At 62.9% G+C, this 19326-nt stretch carries 15 protein-coding genes; 9 read left to right on the top strand and 6 right to left on the bottom strand.

The features are described 5' to 3' along the window. Positions 1–120: 120 nt before the first annotated feature. A complete protein-coding gene (locus TMS3_RS04990) occupies positions 121–801 on the top strand; it encodes a polysaccharide lyase family 7 protein (protein ID WP_025164153.1) in 681 nt (226 codons plus the stop codon). Positions 802–929: 128 nt separating this feature from the next. Here TMS3_RS04990 and TMS3_RS04985 read toward each other — a convergent pair whose 3' ends face one another. Together TMS3_RS04985 and TMS3_RS04980 are read right to left on the bottom strand one after the other, a co-directional pair. Continuing rightward, the gene (locus TMS3_RS04985; RefSeq protein ID WP_025164152.1) at positions 930–2297 is read right to left on the bottom strand and encodes a DUF3999 domain-containing protein; all 1368 of its coding nucleotides are present in this window, start codon (positions 2295–2297) and stop codon (positions 930–932) included. Next, positions 2294–5914 (bottom strand): DUF2339 domain-containing protein, encoded by a 3621-nt coding sequence (locus TMS3_RS04980; RefSeq protein WP_025164151.1) that lies wholly within the window; start codon positions 5912–5914, stop codon positions 2294–2296. Before TMS3_RS04980 ends, TMS3_RS04985 begins: the two co-directional genes overlap by 4 nt. Before the next feature lie 244 nt (positions 5915–6158). On the opposite strand from TMS3_RS04980, the gene TMS3_RS04975 reads away from it, so the two are divergent. Both TMS3_RS04975 and TMS3_RS04970 read left to right on the top strand, forming a co-directional pair. Then, complete coding sequence (locus TMS3_RS04975) at positions 6159–6557, top strand: YkgJ family cysteine cluster protein (protein ID WP_025164150.1); 399 nt, start codon at positions 6159–6161, stop codon at positions 6555–6557. A 93-nt stretch (positions 6558–6650) separates the two neighbouring features. Then, positions 6651–7970: a DUF3422 family protein gene (locus TMS3_RS04970; RefSeq protein WP_025164149.1), complete on the top strand. Its 1320-nt coding sequence runs from the start codon at positions 6651–6653 to the stop codon at positions 7968–7970. 100 nt (positions 7971–8070) lie between these two features. On the opposite strand, the gene typA is transcribed toward TMS3_RS04970, so the two are convergent. Together typA and thiI are read right to left on the bottom strand one after the other, a co-directional pair. Next, on the bottom strand, positions 8071–9888 hold the full coding sequence (typA, locus tag TMS3_RS04965; protein WP_025164148.1) for a translational GTPase TypA: 1818 nt from the start codon (positions 9886–9888) through the stop codon (positions 8071–8073). 160 nt (positions 9889–10048) lie between these two features. After that, positions 10049–11503: a tRNA uracil 4-sulfurtransferase ThiI gene (gene thiI / locus TMS3_RS04960; RefSeq protein ID WP_025164147.1), complete on the bottom strand. Its 1455-nt coding sequence runs from the start codon at positions 11501–11503 to the stop codon at positions 10049–10051. A 329-nt stretch (positions 11504–11832) separates the two neighbouring features. On the opposite strand from thiI, the gene glnA reads away from it, so the two are divergent. The 5 genes from glnA to ntrC all read left to right on the top strand — a co-directional run bounded on the left by glnA (position 11833) and on the right by ntrC (position 17337). Continuing rightward, positions 11833–13239: a glutamate--ammonia ligase gene (gene glnA / locus TMS3_RS04955; RefSeq protein WP_025164146.1), complete on the top strand. Its 1407-nt coding sequence runs from the start codon at positions 11833–11835 to the stop codon at positions 13237–13239. A 214-nt stretch (positions 13240–13453) separates the two neighbouring features. Further along, positions 13454–14008 (top strand): DUF4124 domain-containing protein, encoded by a 555-nt coding sequence (locus TMS3_RS04950; RefSeq protein WP_025164145.1) that lies wholly within the window; start codon positions 13454–13456, stop codon positions 14006–14008. Between the two features lie 3 nt (positions 14009–14011). Next, positions 14012–14623, top strand: a complete 612-nt coding sequence (locus TMS3_RS04945) for a DUF4124 domain-containing protein (RefSeq protein WP_025164144.1) — start codon at positions 14012–14014, stop codon at positions 14621–14623. A 195-nt stretch (positions 14624–14818) separates the two neighbouring features. Next, complete coding sequence (glnL, locus tag TMS3_RS04940) at positions 14819–15904, top strand: nitrogen regulation protein NR(II) (protein ID WP_025164143.1); 1086 nt, start codon at positions 14819–14821, stop codon at positions 15902–15904. Continuing rightward, on the top strand, positions 15901–17337 hold the full coding sequence (gene ntrC, locus TMS3_RS04935) for a nitrogen regulation protein NR(I) (RefSeq protein WP_025164142.1): 1437 nt from the start codon (positions 15901–15903) through the stop codon (positions 17335–17337). Before glnL ends, ntrC begins: the two co-directional genes overlap by 4 nt. A gap of 282 nt (positions 17338–17619) precedes the next feature. On the opposite strand, the gene TMS3_RS04930 is transcribed toward ntrC, so the two are convergent. Continuing rightward, entirely contained in the window at positions 17620–18060 is a 441-nt protein-coding gene (locus tag TMS3_RS04930) for a hypothetical protein (RefSeq protein WP_025164141.1), read from the bottom strand. Here TMS3_RS04930 and trmL point away from each other — a divergent pair. Further along, positions 18059–18520 (top strand): tRNA (uridine(34)/cytosine(34)/5-carboxymethylaminomethyluridine(34)-2'-O)-methyltransferase TrmL, encoded by a 462-nt coding sequence (gene trmL, locus TMS3_RS04925; RefSeq protein WP_025164140.1) that lies wholly within the window; start codon positions 18059–18061, stop codon positions 18518–18520. The genes TMS3_RS04930 and trmL overlap by 2 nt on opposite strands. Positions 18521–18662: 142 nt before the next feature. Here trmL and secB read toward each other — a convergent pair whose 3' ends face one another. Then, the gene (gene secB, locus TMS3_RS04920) at positions 18663–19148 is read right to left on the bottom strand and encodes a protein-export chaperone SecB (RefSeq protein ID WP_025164139.1); all 486 of its coding nucleotides are present in this window, start codon (positions 19146–19148) and stop codon (positions 18663–18665) included. Between the last annotated feature and the right edge of the window lie 178 nt (positions 19149–19326).

The following is a 19326-nucleotide window of genomic DNA, read 5'->3' as shown; positions in this document are numbered from 1 at the left end:
CGACCACGACCTAAAAATCGTAATAATATTGGCGACAAAATTACGCCGCGGCGCCATCGCATCACCCACCGGCAGGCTACCTGCCCCCTCGGTATACCGCCCCTACCTGGAAGCCTAGCCATGCTCGATCTCAGCACCTGGAACCTGACCCTTCCTGTTGGCGTCCCGGCAGCCACGATTGACACCCCCTTATTGGCAGGCGGCTACCAGGACCATTACTTCCAGTCGAAAAATGGAGCCATCTTTTTCTGGGCGCCCGTCAATGGCACAACCACCTCTGGCTCGGCCTACCCGCGCACAGAGCTGCGTGAAACCTATGCCAGTGGCCAGCACCGCAACTGGACGTACAGCCAGGCCAATAATTTCCTGACGGCTACGTTGCGCATTACTCAGGTACCCTCGAATGGCTTGATTGCCTTCGGCCAGATCCACAGCACGCAAGGCAGCCAGCCACCGGTGATGCTGGGTTATCAGTACCTGCCGGGCACCGGCTATGGCAACGTCACGCTCGCCATCCGCAACACACCAACCCAGCCATCCTCGCGAAAAATCGTCTTGTCGGAGCAGGTCCAACTGAATCAGGACTTCTCCTACCGCATCAACCTCGCCGCCAACGGCACCCTTGTCGTTCACCTACTCGAACCCAGCGGCGCCATCAAGCAGTGGCAGGACAAGCTTGATAGCTCCTGGGCCGCGTACCCGATGTACTTCAAGGCGGGCGTCTACACACTGGATAACACCGGCAATGAAACCGAAGCAGGTGCGGCGAGATTCAACTATTTGCTCATTGAACATCGCTGAAACCCAGGCATCGGCTGACCACCTGAAGATCGACCCACAGCCACAGAACCGAGCGGACAACCCGAAATAACCCGGCGCTACCGAGCCGCCGGATACCCCCAGGCCCCCCCCGCCGTCCGTCCTCGGAGTCAGCTAGCGTCAGGCCTGGCGCGCAGCAAGCTCAGCGCCATCAGCACCAGCAGGCCGACGCCTGCGAGCAACACCGCCCACAACCCCCAACGCTTCCAGTCCTCACTAGGCGCCCGCTCGACGCCTGCCGCCTCGGCAGGCAGGGTTTGCCCTGCGCTCGCGATTCCCAAAGTGGCCAGACGTTGATCGTCGTAGCCAGGAATCAGTGTATCCAGCGGCAAGCTGGCCGCCTTGCCGGCGGGGTTGCCGGTGGCCAGCACGTAGGGCGGCGTGCCGCGAGCGAGGAATACCAACTGAGTGGCCCGCAGGCCGACGCGTAACTGCGGCGCCTCACTGCTCAGGCCTCCGCCGCGTTCATCCACCCGCAGGCGCAACTGCTGCGCAGCAGCGCCATACAGCTCGAGTTCATCGTGCAGCACCTCCGCGCTACCCTGGGTCAGACGGTAGAGCAGCCCGCGACCCAAGGGTTGCCAGCGCACCTTGCCGTCGCTGCGTCCCGAGACCGTCACCGGCGCCAGGGTATTGCTCTGGCTGAGTTCGACACGCAGGCGCTGCAGCGGCAAGGCCAGGGGTAGATCCCAGCGGTACTCGCCAGGCGCGACCCGACTCGGCGTCAAAGGCGCCGACCAGACCAGCGGCGCCGGCACAGTGCGGCCGCTGACCAGGCGCGCGGCAGTCAGCAGCGGCGCCTGCTGCGGGTCGCTCCACAGCAGCCGCAAGTAGCGTGCCTGCTGTCCCGGCAAACCCACATCGCGCAGGTCGATGCGCTCGCCGGCAAAACTCAGGCGGGCCACCTGTCCGCCGCCCCAACTGCGCCAGTGCTGCAGATCATCGCTGGCCTCGATAGTGAAATGCTGAAAGCCTTCACGCTCGACGTCCCAGTCGAGGATCAACTGCTGCAACGGCCCCTCTATCGCGCTGGCATCCAGCAACCAGCCGCGCAACGGCTCGGCATGGTCGCCCGGCGCCGCCTCCGCCGCCAGCTCGACCAGGGTGCCCGTGGCGCTGCGCTGCACCCGCACGGCAGGCATTCGCTCGACGCTCGCCGGACCGCGCAAGGGAAACCAGTTGACCGGGGTCTCGCTGCGCGTCTCGCGGCTCTGCGCGGCGTCCCGAGTCAGGGCATAGGCCAGGGCCTGCCCTTCGGCGTTGAACACCCGCAGGTCACGCAGGTCGGCATAGCGCGCGGCGAGATGCACCGCCATCGGCACCTCCAGACGATACCAGGGACCCTCGCCGACCAGGGTCAGCGGCACCCGGGTCGCATAGTCGTCCAGCGCCTGCGCGCACACTGGCGACGTCGCCAGCAGAGCGAGCATGGCCAACAGCGCCAGACGCGGGCCAGCCTTGTTCGAGAACACCTTCATGCCTTGACCCGCTCCGGTTCTGGCTCTGCTTCAGCTACCGTCTGCCGGGGCGGCAGCGGCGCGAAATAGCCGACGATCAACAACAGCACGCCGACCCCGATAAACGACACGATGCGCTCCAAACCACCGCGGTTATCCAGCTCGACGAAGAATAGCTTGGCCACCACCACCCCGATCAGCACCGCCCCCACCAACCACAACTCGCGGCGGCGGCGCAGGTGGCCGAAGATCATCAGCGTCAGGGCGATCAGGGTCCAGATGAGTGATAAGCCGGCCTGCACCAGCATCGAATCGAGCAGCGCGTCCAGCCGATAGGGCACCGCGCCCCAATGGTGCGCCGTGCGGAACACCGCCGCGGTGAATAAGGCGAACAGCGCAGTACCCACGACCAGCTGCGGCAGATACTGCCGCTTGGCCTCGGTCAACCCCAGCTGAGGCAAGGTGCTGCGCAGCCATTGGCACACGCCGAACAGCGCGATCAGCAAGCCCAGCTCCAGCGGGTTGAGCAACGGCAGGTAGGGCAAGGGCTCGGCGGCGCCGTCACTGGCGATATTGGCCAGCCAGAACCAGGCCAGCATCAACGCCGCCAACGGCGCCGCCGCCAGCACCCGGTACTCGCGCGAGTAGGCGCTGAATGGCCAGCGCAACCGGCGTGGCAGCGCCATCAGCAGCAGATAAGCGCTCGGCAGCAACGCCCAGCCGAGCCAGCGCCAGGCGTTGTAATGCTCGGACATTAGATAGAGCAGGTAGCGCAGTTCCAGCGCCAGCACCCCGAGGATCAGCCAGCAACCCAACACATGTGCCGCACTCAACGCCCCAACCGGCAGCAGCGCGGCGAGCCGACGCAGTGAGCCCAGGTGCACCACGAACAGCGCGCCCCAGCCCAGCCAGCCGAAGTCCGCCGCAGGGTGGTAGGCCAAGTGCCAGGCAAGCAGCAGGGTCAGCGCCGCAGCCGGCACCAGCAGCGTGCACAGCAGCGCCAAGGCGCGCCACTGCAGCCGCGCAGCAAGCAACGTCGACAATGCAACGCTCGCGGCGATAGCCAACAGCAACAGCGGCGCACGCGACTCGGGCGCAGCGAATCGAAATATTTCGCCGACCAGCGCCAAACTCCACCAGCCCGCCCCCCACACCAGCAACACCTGCGACAACCGCGCCAGGCTCAACACCGGCAGGATAGCCGCCTGCTCGCCACCGGCGACCCGCTGCACCCGCCATGCACCGATCAGCGCGGCGATCGCCAGCACCGCAGGCGTCCAGAAGCCGGCGTGAGCCAGCGGGCGCAAACCTTCGCTATCGAGCTGGGCCAACAGCAGCGGAGCGGCAAGCAGAAACGCCAACCCGCCGAATACCTGCAGCAACACGCCAAAGACGAAACTGGCGCGCTGCTGCAACTGCAAACTAAGCCAGATAATCAGCAGACCGCTGCCGCCCCACACCGCGCTGGCGCTCTGCCAGGGCAGGACGAACAGCACCGCGAGGTTGATAAACACCAGCCCGACCAGCAACACCAGTGACAGGCCGCGCATCAAGCGACGGTCACTGCTGACCTGCTTATCGCGCGCAGCCAGGAGCATGCCGCCGATCAGCGCCAGACCGATCAGGGTCGCCGTCAACAAACCACGCCAACCGGCACTGAACACGCCGCCAGTAGCAGCAGAACTGCCGTGCAACTGCAGCAAAAACACCGCGCCACCGAGCAACTGCACCGCGAAGGCACTGAACAGGAAGCTGCGCGACTGCAGGCGCAAGCCGAGCAACAGCGTCGCCAGACCGGCCAATGCCCAACTGATGGCCGTGGCCTCGGCGGCGAAGCACAGCGGCGCGATCAGATAAAGGAAGGCCAGACCGCTGCAGGCCAGCCACGGCAGCGCACGGCGCTCCCAGGCAGTCGCCTGCTCGGCAGCCTGGCGCAGGCGCCAGAAGCTGAACAGCAGGGCCGCGCCCAGCAACAGTGCGCCCAGCGGCGCGCCCTCCAGCAGGGCCTCCTGGCCTGAGCGCAACTCGGCGAGGTAGGCCAAGGCCGCGCCCAGCTGCAATAGCAAGGCAAAGCAACGGGCCAACAAGCGCTGCTGACGCAGGCCCAACCAATAGAGACCGGCGCCCTCCACCGCCCAGGCGGCGGAGGTCCAGCGCGCATCCAGCCCCAATGGAATCGCCAAGGTGCCGAACACCACGCCCAGCACCAGGCAGGTTTCCACTAACAGCAGCGCGCGCCCGGCGGTACGCCCGGCCAGCAGTCGGGCCAGACCGATATAGAACAGGCCCAGAGCCAGGGCGCTGAAGGCGGCGGCGAACGCCAGGTGCTGCACCACCGCGTATTGCAAGCCGAAGCCCACCAGCGGTGGGCCGAACAACACGGTGGCGTCGACATAATCGCCCTGGCGCGCCGACCAGCGCAGCAACTCGGCGCGGCCAGCCGGCGCCTGCTGCGCCTCGAGCAGCTTGCGCCGGGCGAACAACAGGCCGATGGCCACGTACATCAGGAAGAACAGCAGCAGGAACGGCTCGGTGCTCCAGAGCAGTTCCGCGCTGTAGGAACGCAGGCCCCAGGCGCAGCCGATACCGAAGGTGCCGACGAAGCCGACCAGGTTGAGCGGGCGCCAGGCCTTGAACCAGGCGATGGCGAAGATGCCGGCATTCAACAGGGCGAAATAGGAGAACAGCGCGACATGGTTACCGCTGCCGGTGGAGGTCAGCAGAGGCGCGGCGAAGGCGCCGAGGGCCGCCGCCACCGCCAGTGCCAGGGCGTCCTGCGCCACCGCGAGAATCACCGAGCAGAGCGTCACCGCCACCAGCAGGGCGAACGCGACCCCGGGCGCGAGCAAGGGATGCAGGCGCATGGCGGCGAATACCGTCAGGTACAGTACGGCGATGCCCGCACCCTGCAACATCAGGGCATAACTCGGGTTGCGCCGGCGCAGCCACCAGCCCAGGCCGAGCAAGGCAATAGCACTGGACGCCACCCCGGCGTAGCGCACCTCCACCGGCACCACCATGCCTTCGGTGGCATAACGCAAGAGGAAGGCCAGCCCCAGGAACAGCAGCAACACGCCGATCCGCAGCACCGGGTTGCCGCCCAGCAGCCAAGCCTGCGCGGCATCCATCGCCCGCTTGATCGGCGAAGGGGCGCGGGGCGCTGGCGGTTGCCTGTCGGCGTGGTGCGCCGCGGCGGCCGCGACTGGCAGGTCGGCTTCAGCCGTGCTGGCGACAGGTTCCAGCGCCTCGCCGAGCGCCTGCCGATCCAGTTCGGCCAGCAACTCGGTCTCCAGCGCCCAGTCCAGCGGCTGCTCATCCTCGCCGGGGCCAGCCACGGGTGGCTCAGCTTGCCGGGCCTCGGCCGCCATCGCAGCCTCGCGCTGCGCTGCGGGCTCGGCGTCCGGACGACCCGATTCCACATTGAGCAAACGCTCATGGATCTCCGCAGTGCGACGCTCGAAACGCTCTGCGAAATCCTTCAACTGCGCAGCCAGGGCCGTACTCTGCTGTTGCAGCGCATGCAGCTTGAGGGCCTGCCCCAAACTCAGGGCCAACAGGCCGGCCACTATCGCCGCGCTGATCGATTCGCCGACCAACCCTCCCAACAGCAACCCAACCAGCATGAAAATCCATTGCATGCAGCGTTTCCCCAATCAGCCAAGAGGCGAGTCAGCCGCCCCTGCCCGGCAGCGGATCATTCCAACACTATTGAGGCCGGCCGTCTCCTCACACAGAGACGCTTGCGACCTGCATCACAGGCACAATCGGCTCTGCGCGACACTAAAAACACGACCAGCCGGCAGAACGTGGTTCACAAATTCGCTCACGCCGCTATCATCCCCGGCCGCATGCCGAGCACGCTTCTGCCCTGAGTCTGAAGTCATGATGAAAAACAACCTGATTGCCGCCGCCGAAATCGACCGCCTGGATACCTGGGCCAAGTACACCGCCGACATGTGCCATAGCTGCATATCCAGTTGCTGCACGCTGCCGGTGGAAGCGCGCATCGGCGATCTGATCCGCATCGGCGTGGTCGACGATTTCGAGCGTGGCGACCCGCCGAAGAACATCGCCAAGCGCCTGCAGAAAGAGGGCATCGTCGAGCGCTTCAACCAGAAGTCAGGGGTATTCACCCTGACCCGCATGAGCAACAACGACTGCCTGTACCTCGATCGCAAAACGCGCCTGTGCACCATCTACGACAAACGCCCGGACACCTGCCGCAATCATCCCAAGGTCGGCCCTCGCCCCGGCTATTGCGCCTACAAACCGAAAGCCTGAGGCGGGCTCGAGTCGCGGCAATGCGACACATGCCAAGGGGCGGCGCCCATGGTTAGACTGAGCGATCAGGCCTAACAATAAAGACAGCCGCCCATGCATAACCCCGCCGCGACCCCGCCCAACCTAGATGGCCTGCGCTTCCACACGGAACGCGAGGCCTTGTTCAACGAGTTGCATACCCGGCCTTTTCCCGTGCTGGCCACGCCGACCCGCCTGGCGCAATTGGTGCTGCTGCCCGACACCCAACAACCTGACGCCGAGTACCAGCACCTGCTGCGCCTATGCGAGCGCCACGCCGTGCTGCCGCCCAGCTCCAACTCCTCCTGCTACTACCAGGACTTTGGCGGCTTCGAGCTGCGCTGGGAGCGACATACCGAGTTCTCCAGCTACACCCTGATCAGCCAGCAACCGCAGGGCGCCCCCTTCGATCAGGACGTCCTGACACTACTGCCGGAACACTGGCTGCAGCAACTGCCAGGCCGACTGATCAGCAGCAACCAACTGGAAATCATCCCGGCCCCCGCCAATGAGCCGGCGCCCCACGAGCTGCGCCAGCATTTCGAAGGCCAGCGCCTGATCAGCTCGCTGGTCAGTGATGGTCAGGCCCGCTTGTGGAGCGCCTACCGCATCCACAGCGATGGCCACGGACGCGTACTGATCCATAACCGTGGCCTCAACCCCTGCCAAACCGGGCGCCTGGTACGTACCCTGCTGGAAATGGAAACCTACCGCATGATGCTGCTGCTGGCCCTGCCCCAGGCCAAATCCATCTCGCCGCAGATCAAAGCCATGGAGCGACAGCTGGCGGCGTCCATACAACAGATCAATCAGATCCGCGACCTGGCCGACGAGCGCCATTTGCTCAGCGAGCTCGGCAGCCTGGCGGCGCGGGTCGAACAGCTGATCGCCGCGCACAACTTCCGCTTTGCCGCCAGCCGCGCCTATCACGAACTGATCCTCAATCGCCTGGCCGAGCTACGCGAGCAGGAATGCCTGGGCCTGCAGACCTTCCGCGAGTTCCTCCTGCGCCGCCTGACGCCGGCTTGGCGCACCTGCGAAGCCGCAGAGCAGGACCTGGACGACCTGGCGCGACGCATCGACCGCGCCAGCGAACTGCTGCGCACGCGCATCGACCTGACCATCGAAACCCAGAACCAGCAATTGATGCGCGCCATGGATCAGCGCAGTCACACCCAGTTGCGCCTGCAACAAACGGTGGAAGGCCTCTCGGTGGCAGCGATCAGTTACTACCTGGTAGGCCTGTGCAAATACCTGGCGGAATCGGCCAAAGTCCTCGGCCTGATCGACAGCAGCACGCTCGCCACCGGGCTTGCCGTGCCCCTGTGCGCCACCGCGGTGTGGCTGGGCATGCGTCGACTCAAGCGCAGCCTGCACCTACCCGGGGCAAAGTAAGCCAAGCCGAGCACAGACTGCTCAGGAACAAAACACGGAAACAAAAAAGCCCCCGCCAGCTTGCGCTGACGGGGGCTTTTTCAGTCATGCAACCGAGTTATCAGCTGCCTTTCTTGGCAGCGCGGGTGCGCTCGCTTTCGCCAAGAATTTTCTTACGCAGGCGAATCGACTTCGGCGTCACTTCGCACAGCTCATCGTCCTGGATGAATTCCAGAGCCTGTTCCAGGGTGAAGCGAACCGGCGGAACCAGGGCAATGGTTTCGTCTTTACCGGAAGCACGCATGTTGTCGAGCTTCTTGCCTTTGGTCGGGTTCACGCCCAGGTCGTTGTCGCGGCTGTTGAGGCCGACGATCTGACCTTCGTAGATATCCTGGCCGTGCTCGACGAACAACTTGCCGCGGGCCTGCAGGGTTTCCAGCGAGTAGGTCAGCGCCTTGCCGGTGGCGACCGAAACCAGTACACCGTTCTGACGGCCGGACATGTCGCCGGACTTCATCACGTCGTAACGGTCGAAGATGCTGGTCATGATGCCGGCACCGGAGGTCAGCGTCAGGAACTCGTTACGGAAACCGATCAGACCACGGGCCGGAATGTTGTACTCGAGACGTACACGGCCTTTGCCATCCGGAACCATGTTGGTCAGGTCGCCTTTACGGTTACCCATCTGCTCCATCAGCGCGCCCTGGGAAACTTCCGGCACGTCGATGGTGACGTTCTCATAGGGTTCGTGCTTGACGCCATCGACCAGCTTGATGATCACTTCCGGACGACCGACGCCCATCTCGAAGCCTTCGCGACGCATGGTTTCGATCAGTACCGAGAGGTGCAGTTCGCCACGGCCGGAGACCTTGAACTTGTCAGCACTGTCGCCCTCTTCGACGCGCAGGGCCACGTTGTACAGCAGCTCCTTGTCCAGACGCTCCTTGATGTTGCGGCTGGTGACGAACTTGCCTTCCTTACCGCAGAACGGCGAGTCGTTGACCTGGAAGGTCATGGCAACGGTCGGCTCATCCACGGACAGCGGGGTCATGGCTTCGACGTTCTGCGGATCGCACAGGGTGTCGGAGATGAACAGCTGATCGAAGCCGCTGATGCAGACGATGTCGCCAGCGGCGGCCTCATCCACGTCGACGCGGTGCAGGCCGTGGTGGCCCATCAGTTTGAGGATACGGCCGTTACGGCGCTTGCCGTGAACGTCGATAGCGACCACCTGGGTGTTCGGCTTGACGCGGCCACGGGCGATACGGCCAACGCCGATAATGCCGAGGAAGCTGTTGTAGTCCAGTGCAGAAATCTGCATCTGGAACGGGCCGTCGCGGTCGACTTGCGGCGCAGGCACGTGGTCAACGATGGCCTGGTACAACGGCACCAGGTCTTCCGCCATGGCGGTGTGTTCCAGACCGGCAACACCGTTGATCGCCGAAGCGAACACGATCGGGAAGTCCAGCTGCTCTTCGGTAGCGCCGAGGTTGTCGAACAAGTCGAAAATTTGCTCGACCACCCAATCCGGACGTGCGCCCGGACGATCGACCTTGTTCACCACCACGATCGGACGCAGGCCGGCTTCAAAGGCCTTCTTGGTCACGAAGCGGGTTTGCGGCATCGGGCCGTCTTGGGCGTCGACGACCAGCAGCACCGAGTCAACCATCGACATCACGCGCTCGACTTCACCGCCGAAGTCGGCGTGGCCGGGGGTGTCGACGATGTTGATGTGGTGGCCATTCCAGTTGATGGCGGTGTTCTTCGCCAGAATGGTGATGCCACGCTCTTTTTCCTGGTCGTTGCTGTCCATCAGGCGTTCGGTGTCGAGCTCGTTGCGCTCGAGGGTACCGGATTGGCGCAGAAGGGCATCAACCAAGGTAGTTTTGCCATGGTCGACGTGAGCGATGATGGCGATGTTGCGTAGTTTTTCGATCACTTGTGTATCTCGATCAGAGGATTCGGTTTGCCGCATAGTCTACGCGGCGGATATTAACTAAATACGAATTCGGCCAGACGGTGTAAAAGCCCGCGGCTTCTACACCGTCTACAGGTCGGGAGGGCGATGGCGGATGCTGCCGCCATTCAACCCCGGCGTCTTATGTCGGACGATAAACGCGCACATTGGCATGTCCCTCGCTGAGCAGGTGGTGGGCATGCAGACGGCTCATCACACCCTTGTCGCAATACAGCAGGTATTGGCGATTCTCATCCAGCTCCTTGAACTTGCTGTTCAAGGCGTAAAACGGTACAGCCTGCACCTCGACACCCGCCAGCTCGAGAGGCTGGTCTTCGGCGGCATCAGGGTGACGGATATCGATGATCACCTGGCCAGCCAGTGCCTCGTCGACTTCCTCGACCTGCACATCCTTGCCCAGCTCGTCGATCACCTTGTCGATCGGCAGCTGGGTCGCGCGCTCCAAGGCCCGCTCGAGGATCGCCATATCGAAGTGCGATTCTTCGTAGGCAATGCGCTCGGGTTTGGCCTTGGTGGTCGGGTTGATCGAGATGACGCCGCAGTACTCCGGCATGTGCTTGGCGAACTCAGCGGTGCCGATCTGCGTGGCGGTGTCGATGATGTCCTGTTTGTGGCTGGCGATCAGCGGCCGCAGCACCAACTTGTCAGTGGCCGAATCGATCACCGAGAGGTTCGGCAGGGTCTGGCTCGACACCTGACTGATCGCCTCGCCGGTAACCAGCGCGTCGATCTGCAAGCGTTCGGCAATGCGCGTGGAGGCGCGCAACATCATACGCTTGAGGATCACGCCCATCTGGCTGTTGTCGACCTTGCCGAGAATCTCGCCGAGCACTTCCTCGAACGGCACGCTGATAAACAGCACGCGTTGCGAACGACCGAATTTCTGCCACAGGTAATGGGCGACTTCCATCACACCCAGCTCGTGCGCGCGACCGCCAAGGTTGAAGAAGCAGAAATGGGTGACCAGACCGCGGCGCATCATCTGATAGGCGGCCACGGTGGAGTCGAAGCCACCGGACATCAACACCAGAGTCTGCTCCAGCGAGCCCAGCGGATAACCGCCCAGGCCGTTGTGCTGATGATGAATGACGAACAGACGCTGGTCGCGGATCTCCATGCGCACCTCGACCTGTGGCTGTTTCAGGTCGATGCCGGCCGCGCCACACTGCTGGCGCAACTGGCTGCCCACGTAACGTTCGACGTCCATGGAGCTGAAACTGTGCTTGCCGGCACGCTTGCAGCGCACGGCGAAGACCTTGCCCGGCAGCTGATCGGCGAAATGCGTCTTGCACTTCTCCAGTACGTCATCGAAATCGCCCAGCGGGTATTCGTCGACCGCCAAAAAGTGGGTGATCCCCGGCGTGCAACGCAGCCGCTCGATCATCTCCTGCAGTACTTTCGGCTCACTGAGCGCGGTCTGTACTTCCAGGTTGTCCCACACCCCGGTCACCGACAACTGCGGATCCAGGTCACGCAGCACCGCACGAATATTCTTCGCCAATTGCCGGATAAAGTGCTTACGCACCGGCCGACTCTTGATGGTGATTTCCGGGAAGACTTTGACGATCAGTTTCATGAAAGCAGCGTGTGCCGAGGCAGCCTAAAAACAGGGGCGCGGATTATAGCGGAAATTGCTCAAGCTTTAACCAAAAATCCTACCCAACCTTTATCGCGCACCATTAACGAGCACAGCGAAATATTGACGCACCAAAATAGAGCGATTATTGTCCGAGACTGACTTCGCACTCCTCGCTACGCCTGTACTTCAGGCCATCTGCCCATTCCAGGGCACTGGCATGCAATTTGCTCTCTTGTGAGGCAGATTGTCCTGGCGGACTATCGCGCCGGGCTTCACCGAACTATATAGGGGCTCACCCTTTGAGCCTTATCCATCTGGAGGACAGCATGTCGAAGTCGATTCAACTGATCAAAGAACACGACGTGAAGTGGGTAGACCTGCGCTTCACCGACACCAAGGGTAAGCAGCACCACGTCACCATGCCGGCGCGCGACGCCTTGGATGACGAATTCTTCGAGCATGGCAAGATGTTCGACGGCTCCTCCATTCATGGCTGGAAAGGCATCGAAGCCTCCGACATGATCCTGATGCCGGTCGACGACACCGCCGTCCTCGACCCCTTCACCGAAGAACCGACCCTGATCATCGTCTGCGACATCGTCGAGCCGAGCACCATGCAGGGCTACGACCGCGACCCACGCTCGATCGCCAAGCGCGCCGAAGAGTTCCTCAAGAGCACCGGCATCGGCGACACCGTATTCGTCGGCCCGGAGCCTGAGTTCTTCATCTTCGACGAAGTGAAGTTCAAGTCCGACATCTCCGGCTCGATGTTCAAGATCTACTCCGAGCAGGGCTCCTGGATGACCGACCAGGACGTCGAAGGTGGCAACAAGGGCCACCGTCCGGCTGTCAAAGGCGGTTACTTCCCGGTGCCGCCGTGCGACCACGACCACGAAATCCGTACTGCCATGTGTAACGCCATGGAAGAAATGGGCCTGGTCATCGAAGTGCATCACCACGAAGTGGCGACTGCCGGTCAGAACGAAATCGGCGTGAAGTTCAACACCCTGGTGGCCAAGGCTGACGAAGTTCAGACCCTCAAATACTGCGTGCACAACGTTGCCGACGCCTACGGCAAGACCGCAACCTTCATGCCGAAGCCGCTGTACGGCGACAACGGTTCGGGCATGCACGTGCACATGTCGATTTCCAAAGACGGCAAGAACACCTTCTCCGGCGAAGGCTATGCCGGTCTGTCCGACACTGCCCTGTACTTCATCGGCGGCATCATCAAGCACGGTAAGGCCCTGAACGGCTTCACCAACCCCTCGACCAACTCCTACAAGCGTCTGGTCCCGGGCTTCGAAGCACCGGTCATGCTGGCCTACTCGGCGCGCAACCGCTCCGCTTCGATCCGCATCCCGTACGTATCCAGCCCGAAGGCGCGCCGAATCGAAGCGCGTTTCCCGGACCCGGCTGCCAACCCGTACCTGGCTTTTGCTGCCCTGCTGATGGCTGGCCTGGACGGCATCCAGAACAAGATCCACCCAGGCGATGCAGCCGACAAGAACCTGTACGACCTGCCACCGGAAGAAGGCAAGCTGATCCCACAGGTGTGCGGCAGCCTGAAAGAAGCCCTGGAAGAGCTGGACAAGGGCCGTGCGTTCCTGACCAAGGGCGGCGTGTTCTCCGACGACTTCATCGACGCTTACCTCGAGCTGAAGAGCGAAGAAGAAATCAAGGTTCGTACCTTCGTACACCCGCTGGAATACGACCTGTACTACAGCGTCTAAACCAGGCATACGCCGCTCAGGCGGCGTGACACAAGAAGCCTCCCTGGCGAAAGCCAGGGAGGCTTTTTTGTTGGATGCCCGGCCGCCTTAATAAGTCGTCCCAGCCCCGTTCGACCACCTATTTGTTGCGCCAGGGCACGTCGCAACCTCCGCCCCCTTGCCAGCACCTCCTGCCAGTGCAAGTCTTAGCAGCACATCACTCGGGAGAATGGCCATGCGCCGGATGCTCACCTGCCTGCTGCTGATCCTGGCTCTGCCGGCCAGCGCACAGATCTACAAGTACACCGACGCCAACGGTAATACGGTGTTCACCAACCAGCCCCCGGACGGCCAGAACGCCGAGGCCGTTGAGCTGCCCGCGACCAACACCGTCGAGGCCCAGCCACTCACCCAGCCACCGAGCCAGCCCGCCGAAGCGGTCTCAGCGGCACGCTATTCGGTGCTCGAACTGACCGATATCCCGACCGATGAAGCCCTGCGCGCCAACAACGGCACCTTCAGTGTCGGCGTGCGACTGGTGCCGCGCCTTGCCCCGCCGCACCGCCTGCGCCTGCTACTGGATGGCCAGCCCTACGGCCAGCCCAGCAACGTGCCGCGCCTGCAGCTGAGCAACATAGATCGCGGCGAACACAGCCTGGCGGTTGAAATACTCAATGGCGAGCAGCCGATTCAACAGAGCGCCAGCGTCACCTTCACCGTGCAGCGGGTCAATACCAGCAGCCCGGCACTGCGTCCGCCACCACCCCCTACACCCAAACCGGCCAGCTGAACCATGCGCAACCTCCTGCTGTACTTACTTCTGCTGAGCCTACCGGCTGCCGCTCAGGTCTATACCTACATCGACGCGGAGGGTAATCGCGTATTCACCGATCAACCCAGGCAGGGTAACGCCGAGCGCATCGAACTGGCGCCCAGTAACGGCATGCCCAGCTTGCCGACTGCCGCTCCACCAGCACCTGCCGCCACCGCACGAGCACCGGCTTATCAGGTGCTGCGCATCCTGATCCCCGAACCCGATGCCACCATCCGCGACAGCGCCGGCAACCTGATCGTCACCGCCAGCAGCGAGCCGGCCTTACACGATGGCCACAGCTACCGCCTGTTGCTGGACGGCCAGAGTATCGGCGCCACGGGTCGCAGCCCGGTGTTTGAATTAAATAACATCGACCGCGGCACCCACCAACTGGCCGTGGAAATCGTCGATGCCCAGGGCCACACATTAGAGCGCACGCCTAACCAGCCGCTGCATATGCTACGCATCTCGCTGGCCCAGAAGCGCATGGTCAGACCCTGCAAAAAAGCCGACTACGGCGTGCGCCCGGAATGCCCGCTGAAGGACAAGCCGCCGGAGAAGCGCGACATTCCCTTCGTGCCTTTTATCTAAGCCAAACAGCCATCGCACCATTGTGGTGCAATAAGCCGCACCACTTTCTATACTCTCCCCATTCTGGTTCGCTCGCACGCCACGCTCCTGCGCCGAAACACGGCCAGAGCCGCCGATTTCGCTTATTCCCTGCGCCTTTCCGGGGCTTTGGTTTGCTTCTTGCATTTTCCAGCCCATTGCCGGAAGCCTTTGCCTATGACCATTAACGACGCACTGCACCGCCTGCTGCTCGATAACCTGACCACCGCCACCCTGCTGCTCAACGCCGAACTGCGCCTCGAGTACATGAATCCGGCCGCGGAAATGCTCCTGGCCGTCAGCGGACAACGCAGCCACGGACAATTCATCAGCGAGCTATTCACCGAATCGGCAGAGGCCCTGTCCTCGCTACGTCAGGCGGTGGAGCAGGCGCATCCATTCAATAAGCGCGAAGCCGTGCTGACCTCAGTTACCGGCCAGACCCTGACCGTCGACTATGCGGTGACGCCGATCCTCAATCGCGGTGCAACCCTGTTGTTGCTGGAAGTCCATCCGCGTGACCGCTTCCTGCGCATCACCAAGGAAGAGGCGCAGCTGTCCAAGCAGGAAACCACCAAACTGCTGGTGCGCGGCCTGGCCCATGAAATCAAGAACCCGCTGGGGGGTATTCGCGGCGCCGCGCAACTGTTGGCGCGCGAGTTACCGGAAGAAAGCCTGAAGGACTACACCAACGTCATCATCGAAGAAGCCGACCGCCTGCGGAACCTCGTGGATCGCATGCTCGGCTCGAACAAACTGCCGTCGCTGGCCATGACCAACGTGCACGAGGTGCTGGAGCGCGTCGGCAGCCTTGTCGAAGCGGAAAGCCAGGGCAGCATCACCCTGGTACGCGACTACGACCCGAGCATCCCGGACGTGCTGATCGACCGCGAGCAGATGATCCAGGCGGTGCTGAATATCGTGCGCAACGCCATGCAGGCGATAGGCACGCAGAATGAGCTGCACCTCGGCCGCATCACCCTGCGCACCCGCACCCTGCGCCAGTTCACCATCGCCCACGTCCGCCACCGCCTGGTGACCCGACTGGAGATCATCGACAACGGCCCCGGCATACCCGCGGAGCTGCAAGAAACCATCTTCTACCCCATGGTCAGCGGACGAGCAGACGGCACCGGACTCGGCCTGGCCATCACCCAGAACATCATTAGTCAGCATCAAGGCTTGATCGAGTGCGAGAGCCACCCCGGGCATACCGTGTTCACGATCTTCCTGCCGCTGGAACAAGGAGTAACGCCGTCATGAGTCGCAGTGAAACCGTATGGATCGTCGACGACGACCGCTCCATCCGCTGGGTGCTGGAAAAAGCCCTGCAACAGGAAGGCATGACCACCCAGAGCTTCGACAGCGCGGACGGAGTACTTAGCCGCCTCGGCCGGCAGCAGCCGGACGTGATCATCTCCGACATCCGCATGCCCGGTGCCAGTGGCCTGGATCTCTTGGCGCAGATTCGCGAACTGCATCCGCGCCTGCCGGTGATCATCATGACCGCCCACTCGGACCTGGAAAGCGCGGTCGCCTCCTATCAAGGCGGGGCCTTCGAGTACCTGCCCAAGCCGTTCGATGTCGACGAGGCGGTGTCCCTGGTCAAGCGTGCGTTCCAGCATGCACAGGAACAACAAGGTCTGGTCGCCCCAACTGTAGAAGCGCGCACCCCGGAGATCATCGGCGAAGCGCCCGCCATGCAGGAGGTGTTCCGCGCCATCGGCCGCCTCAGCCACTCGAACATCACCGTGTTGATCAATGGCGAGTCCGGCACCGGCAAGGAGCTGGTGGCCCACGCCCTGCACCGCCACAGCCCACGTGCGGCTTCACCCTTTATCGCACTGAACATGGCCGCCATCCCCAAGGATTTGATGGAGTCCGAACTGTTCGGCCACGAGAAAGGCGCCTTTACCGGTGCGGCCAACCTGCGCCGCGGGCGCTTCGAGCAGGCCGACGGCGGCACCCTGTTCCTCGACGAAATCGGCGACATGCCGGCCGACACCCAGACCCGCCTGCTTCGCGTGCTGGCCGACGGCGAGTTCTACCGGGTCGGCGGCCATACGCCGGTGAAAGTGGATGTGCGTATCATCGCCGCCACCCACCAGGATCTGGAAAACCTGGTTCAGGCCGGCAAGTTTCGCGAGGACCTGTTCCACCGCCTCAACGTGATCCGCATCCATATCCCGCGCCTGGCCGACCGTCGCGAAGATATCCCGACCCTGGCCAGGCACTTCTTGAGCCAGGCCGCGCTGGAGCTGGCAGTTGAACCAAAACTGCTGAAGCGCGAGACCGAGGACTATCTGCAGAACCTGTCCTGGCCGGGCAACGTGCGCCAGCTGGAGAACACCTGCCGCTGGATCACCGTGATGGCCTCCGGGCGCGAGGTGCACGTCGACGACCTGCCACCGGAACTACTCAGCCAACCGCAGGACAATGCAGCGCCGAGCAACTGGGAACATGGCTTGCGCCAGTGGGCCGACCAGGCCTTGACCCGCGGCCAGTCCAGCCTGCTCGACAGCGCGGTGCCAGTGTTCGAACGGATCATGATCGAGACGGCCCTCAAACACACCGCCGGACGCCGCCGCGATGCCGCCGTGTTGCTGGGCTGGGGGCGCAACACCCTGACTCGCAAGATCAAGGAGCTGGGCATGAATATCGACGGCGCCGAGGACGACGACGGCGACGACAACTGAGTCAGCAGCCGGCGCAATAAAAAAGCGGACCTCGGGGTCCGCTTTTTTATTGCTCTAAGCCGTGCGGAAGTGCTCACTGTCGGCGCACGAGGCACCTGTTATGCACTCCGCCGGAACATGCCCTGGTGTAAACGCGTCGGCACAACCCAGACAAAATGGCTTTGGCTCTCAGCATTTCCGCGGGGGTGCGGCATCGTAATAAAACTGGCATAACCCCTGCATAGACTCAAGCAACTCCAGTTTAGGGGGCCTTGGTACAGGCAGGCCGGGGATTCCCCTCTTTTATTGCTCTTCCAGGCTGACCAGCAACCGCCAGCGCCCGTCCAGCTCCTCAACGCGCCATTCACCGCGCAGCGGACGGGCAGCCACCACTCGCAGCACCAACTCCCTATGATCGCGCCGCAAGCGCCAATTCACTGCCCGACCGTGCAGGCGTATCTGACCCTGCTGCTCGCGCCCGAGGGTTTCCACGCGCAGGACGAAGGTGCCCTGAATATGCCGCACACGCACTTGCGGCCGCTCGTTGAACCACAGATACAAGCCCTGCTCCGCCTCTTCCACCTGGGCCAGACGCAACTCGTCCGGCTGCAACAGGCGACCGATCATCAGCCCGACCAGAAAGCCGAGCAAGGCCAGGGAGCCGATTACCCGCGCCCAGGGACGCGGCCGCACGGCAAGATCGGGAGTAGAATGCTGTCCGTCTTCAGGCTCGGAGCCGCGCATGTTTCACGTAATCCTTTTTCAACCGGAAATTCCACCGAATACCGGCAACATTATCAGGCTCTGTGCCAACAGCGGTTGCCACCTGCACCTGATCGAACCATTGGGCTTCGAGCTGGACGATAAGCGCTTGCGCCGGGCCGGACTGGACTATCACGAGTACGCCACCCTGCAGCGCTATGACGACCTGCCCAGTTGCCTGGAGAGACTGGGCCAGCCTCGCGTATTCGCCTTCACCACCAAAGGCTCGCAACCCTACCATGAAGTGCACTACCAGCCGGGTGACGCCTTCCTGTTCGGTCCGGAAAGCCGCGGCCTGCCGCAGGATATACGCGACAGCCTGCCCGCCGAGCAACGACTGCGCCTGCCGATGCGTGAAGGTTGCCGCAGCCTGAACCTGTCCAATACCGTAGCGATTGCGGTCTACGAAGCGTGGCGACAACAGGGCTTTGCCATCGACTGAGCCGGGTGTGGCGAAACGGCCGCGCCATGCCTTTCGGGCATCCACCGCACTGACTCCAAGGTCGAGCGGCGCTCATCGCTAAATCCTTGGCATATAAAAAAGCGCCCCGCAGGGCGCTTTCTATACGACTAGAGCGAACGGCTCACTGAGCCGGGGTCGCCTCGGCCGCTTGCTCCATACGCTTGAGTTCTTGCGCGTACAACGCGTCGAAGTTCACCGGCGCCAGCATCAGCGCCGGGAAGGAGCCGCGCACCACCAGACTGTCGAGGGTTTCGCGCGCATAAGGGAAGAGGATGTTCGGGCAGAAGGCACCCAGGGTGTGGCTCATCGAGCCGGCGTCCAGGCCCTTGATCAGGAAGATCCCGGCCTGCTGGACTTCGGCGATGAACGCGGTTTCTTCACCGTTCTTCACCGTAACCGAGAGGGTCAGCACCACTTCATGGAAATCACCATCCAGGGACTTCTGACGGGTGTTCAGGTCCATCGCCACGCTCGGGGTCCACTCCTGACGGAAAATTTCCGGGCTCTTCGGCGCTTCGAAAGACAGGTCGCGCACATAGATGCGCTGCAGGGAAAACTGTGGGTTCTGTTCGCCCTGAGCGGCGCCGTTGCTAGCTTGTTCAGTCATGGCAAAGCCTTCTTATCGTGGATGCTAATTAGTGAGTTTTTTACAACGCTAGTGGTCTGTATGGCTAGTTGGTTAACTCAAGTTCTGATGGCTGAGGTTCCGAGGCCAGGCGCTGCGACGAGTCATAGCGGGCTATGGCAAGGAGCGGCAACACAGTATCGGGGCCTAAACGCCGAAA

The sequence above is a fragment of the Pseudomonas taeanensis MS-3 genome (assembly GCF_000498575.2).
GTDB lineage: Bacteria > Pseudomonadota > Gammaproteobacteria > Pseudomonadales > Pseudomonadaceae > Aquipseudomonas > Aquipseudomonas taeanensis.
Note: the sequence above shows the minus strand (reverse complement) of the source record. Positions and strands in the feature narration are given on the sequence as shown.